This is a genomic window from Providencia sp. PROV197, from assembly GCF_028479625.1.
GTDB lineage: Bacteria > Pseudomonadota > Gammaproteobacteria > Enterobacterales > Enterobacteriaceae > Providencia > Providencia vermicola.
On record NZ_JAMPNZ010000011.1, the window covers coordinates 40,408 to 53,355 of the forward strand.

13 protein-coding genes are annotated in these 12,948 nt (G+C 41.6%); 5 read left to right on the top strand and 8 right to left on the bottom strand.

All coding sequences use genetic code 11. From position 1 onward, the window contains the following. The first annotated feature begins 228 nt into the window (after positions 1-228). Both PR808_RS05690 and poxB read left to right on the top strand, forming a co-directional pair. Complete coding sequence (locus tag PR808_RS05690; protein ID WP_272538908.1) at positions 229-1,299, top strand: 3-oxoacyl-[acyl-carrier-protein] synthase III C-terminal domain-containing protein; 1,071 nt, start codon at positions 229-231, stop codon at positions 1,297-1,299. 328 nt (positions 1,300-1,627) lie between these two features. Beyond that, positions 1,628-3,352: a ubiquinone-dependent pyruvate dehydrogenase gene (gene poxB, locus PR808_RS05695; RefSeq protein ID WP_206085035.1), complete on the top strand. Its 1,725-nt coding sequence runs from the start codon at positions 1,628-1,630 to the stop codon at positions 3,350-3,352. Positions 3,353-3,417: 65 nt separating this feature from the next. On the opposite strand, the gene PR808_RS05700 is transcribed toward poxB, so the two are convergent. Then, a complete protein-coding gene (locus PR808_RS05700) occupies positions 3,418-4,317 on the bottom strand; it encodes a DNA-3-methyladenine glycosylase family protein (protein ID WP_272538909.1) in 900 nt (299 codons plus the stop codon). A 149-nt stretch (positions 4,318-4,466) separates the two neighbouring features. Here PR808_RS05700 and PR808_RS05705 point away from each other — a divergent pair, with 149 nt between their 5' ends. Genes PR808_RS05705 through PR808_RS05715 form a run of 3 tightly spaced genes read left to right on the top strand, consistent with a single transcriptional unit; the run spans position 4,467 to position 5,877 of the window. Next, positions 4,467-4,970, top strand: coding sequence for a DUF2569 domain-containing protein (locus PR808_RS05705; RefSeq protein WP_206085026.1), 504 nt, complete (start codon positions 4,467-4,469; stop codon positions 4,968-4,970). Between the two features lie 22 nt (positions 4,971-4,992). After that, positions 4,993-5,355, top strand: coding sequence for a DUF488 domain-containing protein (locus tag PR808_RS05710; protein WP_206085024.1), 363 nt, complete (start codon positions 4,993-4,995; stop codon positions 5,353-5,355). Next, a complete protein-coding gene (locus PR808_RS05715; RefSeq protein ID WP_272538910.1) occupies positions 5,356-5,877 on the top strand; it encodes a DUF2569 family protein in 522 nt (173 codons plus the stop codon). 35 nt (positions 5,878-5,912) lie between these two features. Here the strand turns inward: PR808_RS05715 and PR808_RS05720 are convergent, their stop codons facing one another. The 7 genes from PR808_RS05720 to PR808_RS05750 all read right to left on the bottom strand — a co-directional run bounded on the left by PR808_RS05720 (position 5,913) and on the right by PR808_RS05750 (position 12,946). After that, on the bottom strand, positions 5,913-7,484 hold the full coding sequence (locus PR808_RS05720) for an ATP-binding cassette domain-containing protein (protein WP_272538911.1): 1,572 nt from the start codon (positions 7,482-7,484) through the stop codon (positions 5,913-5,915). A 291-nt stretch (positions 7,485-7,775) separates the two neighbouring features. Further along, complete coding sequence (gene glpD / locus PR808_RS05725; RefSeq protein ID WP_272538912.1) at positions 7,776-9,266, bottom strand: glycerol-3-phosphate dehydrogenase; 1,491 nt, start codon at positions 9,264-9,266, stop codon at positions 7,776-7,778. Between the two features lie 291 nt (positions 9,267-9,557). After that, complete coding sequence (locus PR808_RS05730; protein WP_225820094.1) at positions 9,558-10,316, bottom strand: DeoR/GlpR family transcriptional regulator; 759 nt, start codon at positions 10,314-10,316, stop codon at positions 9,558-9,560. A gap of 28 nt (positions 10,317-10,344) precedes the next feature. Continuing rightward, on the bottom strand, positions 10,345-11,193 hold the full coding sequence (glpG, locus tag PR808_RS05735; protein WP_272538913.1) for a rhomboid family intramembrane serine protease GlpG: 849 nt from the start codon (positions 11,191-11,193) through the stop codon (positions 10,345-10,347). A 16-nt stretch (positions 11,194-11,209) separates the two neighbouring features. After that, a complete protein-coding gene (gene glpE / locus PR808_RS05740; RefSeq protein WP_047756248.1) occupies positions 11,210-11,533 on the bottom strand; it encodes a thiosulfate sulfurtransferase GlpE in 324 nt (107 codons plus the stop codon). 87 nt (positions 11,534-11,620) lie between these two features. Continuing rightward, complete coding sequence (gene nfuA / locus PR808_RS05745) at positions 11,621-12,199, bottom strand: Fe-S biogenesis protein NfuA (RefSeq protein ID WP_206085013.1); 579 nt, start codon at positions 12,197-12,199, stop codon at positions 11,621-11,623. A gap of 63 nt (positions 12,200-12,262) precedes the next feature. After that, positions 12,263-12,946, bottom strand: coding sequence for a DNA utilization protein GntX (locus PR808_RS05750; RefSeq protein ID WP_272538914.1), 684 nt, complete (start codon positions 12,944-12,946; stop codon positions 12,263-12,265). Positions 12,947-12,948: the final 2 nt, after the last annotated feature.

Sequence of the window (12,948 nt, forward strand, 5' to 3'; positions counted from 1 at the left end):
GAGTAATACAGTAGAGTTAGAGAGAGAAATAGAGAGCACTTTTTTTTGTAAATAGAGCAAAATAACCACCTGAGAATAATCAAACTAGTTACCAATAATACATTAATATCGCTAGAATGTAAAATACTTGGCTTTTAATGCCGAAAAAAAAGAATTTTTAGCGTTTTATTTTAGCGGGTTAGGTTTATAACAACATGTTACTTATATCAATAATGCATTAGGCTAACAATGTTGATTATATATAATAAAAACCATAACAATCAATATGTTGTATTTTATTTTGCTGATTTGAACTATGCTAAATACTCCATGAATATAGGGGGTAATATGAACAATTCCGTGAAAATATCAGCGATTAATGTTTATCATCCTGCAAAAATTAGGGGGAATGAATATTTTATCAAAAAGCATGGCGATATTAAAAATATTAATAATCTATTTGAATCATTAGGTAAGCGACAGCGTTATGTTTCTGACCTTGAAAGTGAAAATGTATTAACGATGGCATTTAAATCAGCAGAGCCGATAGAGGATGATAGTAATATTGATATTATTATTTTCGCATCAACGACGGTAGAGTATTTATCGCCAACTCACGCATTATTTATTCATCGAAAGTTCAATATTAAACACAATTGTATTTGTATCGATATGAATATAAATTGTTTAAGTATGCTGGCAGTTCTTGAACAAGCGGCCATGATGCTGAAATTAAAAGCGTCCTATTGCAGAGCATTGATTATCTCTACAGATCAAGTTTCTCGATATGCAAAACCACATGAGTTTTTCCCTGAGGCTTTATTTGGGGATGCGGCGGTTGCAATGATACTCGATAAAGTAAAGGACAACTCAGGCGCTGGGCTCATCGATAGTCAATATTACACTGATAGTCAGTATGCCGATACGATTGTATTTCCACACTATGGATTGTCGCATAGCCAAAATATGCAAGAAGAGAAATTTCACTGGGATAATTTTACAGGAGAGCTCTGTGTGCCCTTTGCGATAGAAGCCATTCAATTCCAGTTGGAAAAACATCATTTAAAATTGAATGATGTTTCTTGTTTTTTCTTTTCTCAATTATCAAGAAATTATATTGGAATGATTAAAAATGCATTAAATCTTTCCTGGGAGCAGATTGAATATATTGGTGATGAGTATGGTTATACAGGCGGAAATAGCCCATTAGTTGCCTATGCACATCGTTTGAAAAAAGGGTTACTTCATGAAGGTGATATTATTGTATTTTGGTCATTTGGTGCTGGGTATCAAACAGGTGTTTTACTGTGGAAAGTATAACTTAATCATTCTCAAATTGATTAGGTAATTATGCTAATCATTTTACGATATCTATATGGCAGTGATTAATATTAACAATAGTCTCTTAATTTATTCCGTTATCATCATCTTCTTTTGATAATAACGGAGGATTGTGTCGTTCTGTTTTATAATGGATTTGATAAGTAGGAATGAATAATTGACTTGGTTACAATCAAATAAATGATTTTAAATAAGTTTGATAATCAGAGAGTAGAGTAAGATTTAAAATGAATTTTACCAAACTCTAAAAGAATACGCGCTGTATTTTATCAAGCGTGTATGACCTCCGACTGAGAAGAGTGCCATTATGAAAAAACAGAGTGTTGCATCCTATATTGCAAAAGTACTTGATAACGCAGGTGTTAAACGTATTTGGGGCGTTACTGGAGATTCATTGAATGGCTTAACCGACAGTTTGCGCCGTCAAGGGGCAATTGAATGGTTAGGCACTCGTCACGAGGAAGTGGCGGCATTTGCTGCGGGCTCAGAGGCCCAGCTTACTGGGCAACTAGCCGTTTGTGCAGGCTCTTGTGGGCCTGGAAATATGCATCTTATCAATGGACTATATGATTGTCATCGTAACAGAGTACCTGTATTGGCGATTGCAGCACATATTCCATCAAGTGAAATTGGCAGCAATTATTTCCAAGAAACCCACCCAACAGAACTATTTCGTGAATGTAGCCACTATTGTGAGATGGTCTCTAACCCAGAACAAATCCCACAGGTGCTTGGCATTGCAATGCGTAAAGCAATTCTGAACAAAGGGGTATCCGTTGTTGTCATTCCAGGGGATATTGCATTAAAAGATGCACCAGAGACCGCCAAAGAAACATGGTATCAGCCTCAAGCCCCATTGATCATGCCACAGCGCTCTGAAATCGAACAATTAGCGCAAGCTTTAAATGAAGCCAAAAATGTTACATTATTTTGTGGTAATGGTTGTGCAGGGGCACATGATGAAGTGGTCAAACTGGCAGAAACGCTAAAAGCACCTGTAGTTCATGCACTGCGCGGTAAAGAACATATTGAGTGGGATAACCCGTACAGCGTGGGAATGACAGGTTTAATCGGCTTTTCATCGGGTTACCATGCAATGATGAACGCCGATACGGTTGTTTTACTCGGAACGCAATTTCCATATCGTCCTTTCTACCCAAATGATGCAAAAATTATTCAAGTTGATATTAATGCAGGGAGCTTAGGTTCTCATTGCCATATCGATATGGGGCTGATTGGTGATATTAAAGCAACTCTGGATGCCTTGCAGCCGCATCTACAAACTAAACAAGATAAAAAGCACCTTGAGAACGCATTGAAGCATTATGAGGAAGCGCGTAAAGGGTTAGATGATCTCGCAAAACCAGGGCATGAAGGGCTCATCCATCCACAGTACTTGGCAACTAAAATTAGTGAACTGGCCGATGATGATGCAATCTTCACTTGTGATGTGGGTACGCCAACGGTCTGGGCAGCACGCTATTTGAAAATGAATGGTAAGCGCCGTTTAATTGGCTCGTTTAATCATGGTTCTATGGCGAATGCGATGCCACAAGCAATTGGTGCGCAGGCTGTTGATAAAACACGCCAAGTGGTTGCCATGTGTGGTGATGGTGGATTTAGCATGTTAATGGGGGATTTTATTTCTCTTTCACAAATGCAATTGCCAGTAAAAATCATTATTCATAATAATGGGGTATTGGGCTTTGTAGCAATGGAAATGAAAGTCGCGGGTTTCTTAACAGCAGGAACAGATTTGCATAATCCGAATTTTGCTGCAATTGCGAACGCTGCAGGTATCAAAGGTATTCGTGTGGAAAAAAGTGAAGATCTCGACAGCGCACTTAAAGAGGCTTTTGCCCATGATGGCCCTGTGGTGGTGGATGTCTTAACTGCAAAACAAGAGCTTTCAATGCCACCAGAAATTGCTGCTCAGGAAGCCAAAGGTTTTAGCTTATATATGCTAAAAGCCATTATGAGCGGGCGCGGTGATGAAGTGGTGCAATTGGTGAAAACTAACTGGCTACGTTAATACCTGTTGTTCGTTCATAAAGAAGCCTAATCAATTGATTGGGCTTTCTTTTTATCGACCATAAATTAATAGCCTGCTGCAGATTGACTACGCCACAAATGAGCAGCGACAAGTGCCCGCCATGGGGAATATTGCGCTAACCATTTCTCTGTCTCTTTCGCGGTCGGTTGTTCTTGGCTGTTTAATAAGGTTTGTAAATTACGCCTTACCGCGACATCGCCATGCAAAGAGCCATTGAGATAATTAAAGCCCCGCAAGAGTGCATAACTGACCGTCCAAGGGCCAATTCCTTTAATTTTGAGCAGTTGTTCTGTTACCACATCGGCATTGTCATGGGTCACTTGTACAGATAAATCAATCTGTTGGGTTTTAATTGCTTCACATAACGCTCTAAGAGCAACAATTTTCCCTAATGAAAACCCTGTTTGTCTGAGTGTATCATCACTGACTAAACCCACTTGTTGGATATCAGGAAAACACCAAATTCCTGATGAGTGCTGTGTGCCCACGGCTTGTATAAAGCGCCGACGGATAGCGATAGCGGCATGGACACTAATTTGTTGCCCAATAATCGCCCATACTAAAGCCTCGAAAGCATTAGAGGATTGATAAATTCTTAATCCCTTTTGTTTTTCAATGAGTTGACCAAGCACTGGGTCTGTTAGGTAGTGCATTTCAAATTCATTAACGGGTTGATGTAAACCCAATAAGTGTTTCCCAAGGGTGCTGAGTTCTGTTTCAGTTGGGGAAATATTCGAAGAATCAATATCCAAAGAAATTGTTGCATGCTGGTTTTCAATGGCTAGCTGAATGTTGGCGGGATGATTTTGCCAAATTAGGCCTTTTTGCAAACAATTGTCGACAACAATCTCTGCCACATTTTGTTGGTCTCTTAAATGGAAGGCAAAAAAATCCGCAGAGCGATAAGGTTGTGGAAGAGGTAAATTAACAGTGAATGTTTGCATTATGATGGCCTGATAAGATTTTTCTTTAATCCAAATATATTGTGTATTGGTGCATTAGGTAACTCATATTTTAGTGAACAAATATGTTATCTTAGTAAGATGGATTATTTCGTCACTGACATGGTGTTTACAGCGAATAAGGAAGTGAAATGAAAACTGAAGATCGCAGTTCATCTCATAACCCTCCAGCCTCTCCTAAGCCTGAACTAACAGGGATAGGTGGTTGGCTGATTTTACCCATGTTAGGGATCGTGCTATCCGTTATTATTCTTCCATTTGCAATTTACGGGCAAAATATCCAGGTTATTGAGTATTGGGATGAGTTAACGAACTCCCAATCCGATACATTTATACCCTTATTTAAAGAACTTATCTATTTTGAGCTTTTAGGGAATGCGATTTTATATACTTTATTGCTTTTCTTGTGTTACGTCTTTTTTACGAAGAAAAAGCTCACGATCAAAATTTACATTTTCTTCCAGCTATTTGCTTTAGTGCTGACTATTTCAGATATTATATTGGCAGGAACATTATTAGATTTAGAGGTTGAAGCATCGGATATTCGCGACATTTTTCGTGCCCTGATTGGCTGCGCAATTTGGATACCGTATTTTTTGGTTTCTAAGCGGGTAAAAAATACTTTTGTGAATTAAATACCGTCATTGAGGTGAAGTGATGATTTATTGCAAAAGAGTGTATGACCCTGTGACTAAGAATGATGGCTATCGTGTCTTAGTCGATAGGCTATGGCCTCGAGGGATTAAAAAAATCGATTTACAGTGTGATGAGTGGAATAAAGAAGTGGCTCCCTCTAATGAGTTACGAAAATGGTTCCATCAACATACCGATCAATTCGAGCAATTTGTGCAGCGCTATTGCGAAGAATTGAATAACACCGAGGCTTGGCAAAGGTTAGTTGAGCAGGCGGAGCAAGGTCATGTGACATTATTGTATAGCGCAAAAAATACAGAACATAATCAAGCGACTGTACTCAAAAAATACATTGAAGAAAAAATACAGAATACAAAGGTTTGTTAAATGGAGAATTCTCAATCCACGGTTCAATTAGAGCAGGTTGTCGCTCAAGTCGTCCCGCAGGCCCCGAAAAAAATGCTTGAAGGACTCGGTGGTTGGTTGATTTGGCCAGTTATTGGGCTGTTTTATATGTTGTATAAAATGGTCATGATGTTAATGCAAGAAGTCTCTCAAGTAAAAACGGTTTGGCCGCTTGCTACACAAGTGGGCTCTGACTTTTATGTGCCTGGTTTTTCAATGGGTTATTACCTATTGCAAACGGGTTATGGGGTTATCATTGCATTACTATTGTGGACTTTTATTGCAGCAGTTAAATGGAAAAAAAGTGCGAAGTGGTTGTTTATCATAACCATGTTGCTATATACCTTGATGGTGTTTGTTGCCCGCTTTGTATTCCCTTATACATTCGGTATGGAAATTAATTACTCAAACGTTATCACTGCGATTAATGGCAGCTTCTATTGTGTGTTATGGATTCCGTATTTTTTAGTTTCTAACCGCGTTAAAAACACGTTTATTCGCTAATAATTAACCACCTCTTTCGAAGGTGGTTAATTATTCTATTCGTTAGAAAGATTCAATGTATGGGTAATATTGCAGCGCTCAATAAAGGCGTTATCATGGGAAACCAATAGCAATGTACCTTGGTAATTGTTTAATACATCCTCCAGTAATTGCTTCGATTCTAAATCCAGATGGTTATCTGGCTCGTCGAGTAACAAAATCGCAGGTGGATTCGGGCTATGGGTCAGCGCTAATAATGTGGCTTTGAGCTGTTCGCCCCCACTCAGTTGTTGTAGTGGTAGCAAGGATTTATCGCCTCGAATCCGTAACATGCCTAGTTGTGTCCGCCATTGTTCAACCGTAAATATGGGCTGGTGTTGGTGGAGTGCCTCGCCAACGGGTAGCGTTTTATCGAGTAAGTTTAGGTGTTGGTCTAAATAGCAAAAACATCCACTTAGGCGGGATTCGCCCGATTGGGCTTTCAGGTGCCCTGCAAGTACTTTAAGTAAGGTGGATTTACCACAACCATTATCACCTTGAATATGCCAATGCTCCCCACTGTATACGGTGAATGATAGAGGTGATAAATGGCCATAGGGCAAGCAAAGATCGGAAGCGAAAATCGTCACTTTTTTCCCCTCACACTGGTAGGCAATGACCATTTTTTGCTGCTTGATATGGTGTATTTTCTCTTGGTGTTCTTGTTGTTGTCCTTGCAAATTATCCATCACCCGTTGATGGCGGTCGGCAACATTAGACTGCCTTTTTTCCGCACGGTTTTTCTGCATATCGAGTAGCAGTAAGGACTGAGAGCCACCATAACGGATTTTTTCTCCTTGTTTTTTCCGTTGAGCGGCTTTTTGTAACGTGGTTTGTAGTTGCTTTTTTTCTTGGTTAATACGTTTTTCTAAACGCGCAGCTTGGGCATCAATCGCCGCGATTTCGAAATTCTTCTGCGTGTCATATAACGCATAATTTCCCCCATATTCTTGTAAACCTTTCTCGGTGAGTTCAAAAATCGTTGCCATTTCACCCAGCAATGCTCTGTTATGAGAGATAACAAGGCTACCTGCTCTGTGCTCAGTCAGTTTTTGGCTTAGCCATTGACGGCTTCTGGTGTCTAAGTGGTTATCTGGTTCATCAAGCAGTAGAAAGCTATCTTGCTGTAAAAAGGCACGACATAGAGCAAGGCGCGTGCGCTCGCCACCACTGAGATGGGCGATAGGGGTTTCCATCGAAACGGGCAACCGTGCGGAATCTAGCAAATTTTGCCATTGAGACGGTAAATGCCATTTGTCGTCGACTAACTCAAAATCGGGTTGAGTTCCATTACCCGCTTCAATACGAGAAAAGGCATGATAGAGCGAGGTAATACCTAAGGCATCGACGAGAGTTTCTCCTGTTAAGCGGGTGAGTTGATTAACATGGATAAAAGGCATATTCCAATGTACATCACCTTGTGTTGGCACGAATACTTGAGCCAGTAACTGCATGAGTACGGATTTACCTCGACCATTATGGCCAATTAAGGCATTTTTTTGACAAGAGAATGTCCCGCTTAGAGGGGGGAACAGGGCCGTTTGGTTAAATTCGATATTCAGTTGTGAAAAGTGACACGCAATTGTCATAGGCACCTCCAAAAATAAAGAGTGCAGACAACGTCGTTGACTTATCAAGAAGCGTCGATGAATAGCGTTGCCTGCCAGGAACAGAAAAATGAATACCAAGGTGGTATTGGAAAATATTTTCTGGCAGTGCTTAATTCATCGTAGGGAGTACCTGCTAAGTTAAGTGATGGGATAAAAGCCGTGCATATTATAGACAAAGAAAATCAATTTAAGCAACATATAGACTTAAAATATAAAAAAGCCAGTCAATTCAAGTTGACTGGCTTTGTACTAACAACGAGATTTTTACGATTATGCAGAGGTGTGCTCTGACAACCATTGTGCAATGCGCTGTTTTTCTGAATCATTCAGCCACATGCCCAATTTAGTACGACGCCAGATAGCATCATCCAATTCTGTTACCCACTCATTTTCCACTAAGTAACGTAGTTCGGCTTCATAGACGTTGGCACCGAATGATTCGCCGAGATCACTGAGCGAGTTTGCGCCATCCAAAATCAGCTTGCTGTTACTGCCGTAAGTTCTTGCATAACGCAGCGCGATCCCTTCAGGAAGCCATTGATAATGTTGGCGTAATACGCGAGCATAGCCATCACGGTCGCAACCTTCGATATCACCACCTGGTAATTGACCATTTTTCGTCCACGGGCTACCTGCGTTCGGGTAATAAGTGGCGAGCTTATTCACAGCAGCTTCAGCTAGTTTACGATAAGTGGTTAATTTACCGCCGAATACAGACAGTAACGGTGCTTGGCCTTGCTCATCGTGAATATCTAATGTGTAGTCACGGGTAATTGCTTGCGGTGAGTCAGACTCATCATCACACAGTGGGCGAACGCCTGAGTAATCCCATACCACGTCTTCAACGGTTAACTGTTTTTTGAAGTGATCGTTGTACACTTTGAGTAAATAGCTGACTTCTTTGTCATCAATTTTGACGTCTTTTGGATCGCCTTTGTATTCCACATCTGTTGTACCGATGATTGAGAACTCATCCATCCACGGAATAACAAAGACAATACGGTTATCCTCGTTTTGCAGGATGTAAGCTTGTGGTTCATCGTGAGCGCGTGGAACAACGATATGGCTACCTTTAATTAAGCGAATGCCGTATGGCGATTTTAATTTCAAGCCATCGTCGAAGAATTCTTTCACCCATGGACCCGTTGCATTCACCAGTCCTTTCGCTTTCCAAGTGAGAGTTTCGCCTGTACGTAAGTCTTGTGCTTCAACAACCCATAAGCCATTTTCACGATAAGCACGAGTCACTTTTGTGCGAGTGCGAACTTCACCATGCTTACGTACCACTTCTTGAGCGTTTAGAACAACCAAACGCGCATCATCAACCCAACAATCTGAGTACTCAAACCCTTTGGTTAATTCAGGTTTCAGCACAGAGTTTTGGCCGAATTTTAAGCTTTTACTGCTTGGTAGGCTCACACGTTTACCTAAATGGTCATAAAGGAACAGACCGATACGGATCATCCACGCAGGGCGTAAATGAGGTTGGTGCGGTAAACGAAAGCGCATTGGAAACGCAATGTGCGGTGCCAGTCGTAATAAGACTTCGCGCTCAGCCAGTGCTTCACTGACTAATCTGAATTCATAATGTTCTAGGTAGCGTAAGCCACCATGGATCAGCTTTGAACTCGCTGATGAGGTTGCACTCGCTAAGTCTTGAGCTTCGAGCAGCAATACCGATAATCCACGACCTGCAGCGTCAGCTGCAATACCAGCGCCGTTGATCCCGCCGCCGATGACAATCAAGTCTTTAGTTTCCATGCATCCCCCTGAGATGTTCGAAACGCTTTCAATAATGTTCGTTTTCGCTCATTTGATTGTAGTCAAAATGAATAGTGATGCCAACTATTATTAATAAGAAAAATAACAACTGCGTGATATTGGTAACAATTTTTTTTCAATAACCACAAATAAAATAATGGTATATAGGCAGGAAAAAACATTTTTGAGCGAAAAAGAAAAAGGAAATAACAGTTAGAAAGTTAAAGTAGAAAAGGGATATCATTAAGAGTGGTGGTAGTTAGCACTACCACCATGAGAATAACGTATTGATTAACAAAGCTCTAATTGAACGTTATGTTGCTCAATCACTTTGAGAATGCTGTCTGGCGGCTGTTTGTCGGTAAATAAATAGTCGATTAAGTTCATATTACCGAGATTGACCATTGCATTACGGCCGAACTTAGAGTGATCGGTGACTAACATCACGCAACGTGAATTTTCAATAATGGCGCGTTTTGTACGCACTTCATGATAATCGAACTCCAGTAGCGAGCCGTCCATATCAATGCCGCTAATGCCCAAAATGCCGTAATCTAACCTGAATTGAGAGATAAAATCGAGGGTCGCTTCACCCACAATACCACCATCACGCGAGCGTACTTCACCCCCCGCTAAAATTAAGCGGAAGTCTTCTTTTGGCATGAGTAACGTGGCGACGTTTAGGTTATTGGTAACAACACGCAGGTTTTTATGGTTAACCAACGCATGGGCCACAGCTTCAGGCGTGGTTCCGATATCAATAAATAGCGTCGCACCATCAGGAATTTGGCTCGCGACATGCTGCGCAATACGGGCTTTTTCATCTGACCACATGATTTTGCGGTCATGATATGCCGCGTTTACGGAGCTTGAAGGCAGTGCTGCGCCACCGTGGTGCCGCTGAATTTTATTTTGTTCAGCGAGGTCATTGAGGTCTCGTCGGATGGTTTGAGGGCTAACCTCAAAATGCTCGACAAGTTCTTCAGTACTGACATATCCCTGAAGACGCACAAGTTCAACGATTGCATCATGTCTCTGGGTTTGTTTCACAGCGTTAGCCTCTAATTATTAAAATGTATTATCTGGAACTCTGGTGTTTAATAAAGCTGTGCCTATTATCCCACACTCCCATCAATAAGCCGATAATTAACCCTGAAGTGTGTGCGGCATTCGCAATATGCATCCCTAAAATATCGAAGTAACCAAAAAAGAGCCAGATAATTGAGAAAATCATTAACCCTCGGGGAACATTCACGCCGCTTTCTGGGTTGCGCTCACCTGTTAGCCAAACGTAGCTAACTAGGGCATAAACGACACCCGATAAGCCCCCAAAGTTGTTTTCGCTAAACAGCGATTGTCCCCAGTTACTAAACAGGGCGGAGACTAATAAAATAGTAAAGAGCTTTCCTGTTCCCAGCTTGCGTTCAACTTGACCAGCTAAAAACCACCATAGCGCAAGGTTAAACCCAATATGTGACAGTGAAAAATGCACAAAGGCGGGGCTTATCCAACGCCAAAGTTCTGATTGTTGGTCTCCAATTGGCCACGCTAAGTAACGTAATACTTCACGAGCATCGGTCATTTCTACCCAAAGATATACAATAATCGATAGCAGAATAACAGCAATTGTGAGTGGCCCTGATTGTTCTTTCAGGTAACCCCAAGTGAGAAAATTGCGGTATTGAAATTGCGCATCGGTATTACCTGTTTGCCAGCTAGCAGCAAGGTAGCGCGGGTCATTTGGGTTTTGCAGGAAAGTATCAAGCTCTTGACGGACTTGATTAAGAAATTGGTCATCTTCCAACCAAAGTTCATACAGCGCTTGTTCTTGGGAGGGTTTAAGGCTTAAATGGATATTTTGCCCTGCCATATAGTCAACAAATGCTTGCGCCATTCTTGGGTTAGCAAAGGAAGTGATGTGGATCATGAATGCGTTTTCTCGTCTAGAGCGCCGTGACGGCTTGTGGATATTCCCTTAACCAGGCTTCAAACCCGCCATTAATGCTGTAAACAGATTCATAGCCGATGTTTATCAGGTATTGTGCTGCGCCTTGGCTGCTGTGCCCGTGGTAGCACATTACCATAACGGGTTGTTCATAATCTGTTTGTTCTAAAAATTGACTCAGCGACTCATTGGTGAGGTGATAAGCACCGCTAGCATGACCTGCGCGGAAGCTTTGTGGATCACGTACATCAACAAGTACGGCAGAGCTTTCCAACCAATGTTGATAAGCTTGCTCTGGTGTTAGTGTCTCAAAATGGTCCATAAAATACCGAATATAGCGGGGAAAACCCCATAAAAAACGAATACGGCACCTGTAAGAAGAAAAACAGGTGCCAGATATCAGTGGCAATTAGTAGAAAGAGTGCTCGCCACGTTGGTGTTCAGTCAGGTCTTTAACGCCTTTTAACTCACCATCAAACATTTTCAGTAATTCTTTTTCGATACCTTCTTTTAAGGTGACATCGACCATAGAACAACCGTTACAACCACCACCAAATTGCAGGATAGCAAAGCCTTCATCGGTAATTTCCATTAGGGAAACACGGCCGCCGTGGCTGGCTAATTGTGGGTTAATTTGTGACTGTAAAACGTACTCAACGCGCTCGATTAATGGTGCATCATCAGAGACTTTGCGCATTTTTGCGTTTGGTGCTTTAAGCGTCAGTTGTGAACCCAGTTGGTCGGTAACGAAATCAATTTCGGCTTCTTCTAAGAAAGGCGCGCTAATTTCATCAACATAAGCAGATAATTTTTCGAACTTCAGTTCCTTATCTGTTGCTTCAACGGCACCTGGCGGGCAGTATGAAACGCCACACTCAGCTGTTGGTGTACCTGGGTTGATGACAAATACACGGATTTGGGTTCCTGGCTCTTGACTTTCCAACAACTTGGCAAAATGAGCCTGTGCTGCTTCAGTAATATTAATCATAATCATTTGCTCAATAATAGTTGACTGCTTTAGTTGGTTATAATACGCCCATTTACCCCTTTCCTACAAGGTGCGACAGAGTGACCACGCATCAACAGTGCGCGCTCCCGCACAAATCAACAATTGTGCGGCTGTATTCATTGTCGAACCTGTCGTAATAACATCATCGAGAATGGCGACATGTAGGCCAGAAACCGTAGTTTCTAAGGTAAATGCTCCCTTTAGGTTTTTTCGGCGATGTTCACGTTTTAATGTAATCTGCGCCAGTGTATCACGACTACGGAGTAATGAATTTTGCGAATAGGGGATATTTAACCATCTGGATAAATTTTCGCCTATTAATGCCATGTGGTCAAATCCTCGCCACCATAATCGATGACGATGCAAGGGAATGGTCATAATGAGGTCGGGTTTTTGCCATGTATTTTCGCGGTAACCCTGTAGCCAAAATAAAACAAAAATGCGCGCTAAAGCAAAAGCGAGCTGCGATTGTTGATTAAACTTAAAGTGATGAATAAGCTTACGTAATGGAGCTTGATAGGGTGCGGCGGTAATTAAACGTTGCCAAGCAGGGGGCTGTTTTAAGCAACGACCGCATTGCAGTGTATCGAGTTCACTGGGCAGTGCACAGCGTGGGCAGCACTTTGGCATAGTCGGTAAGCTTTTCAGGCAAAAACTGCAAATACCTTGGCAGCTTAAATTGAGTGATTGATGGCATAGCCAACATGCCCCTTCCATTGATAGCATGA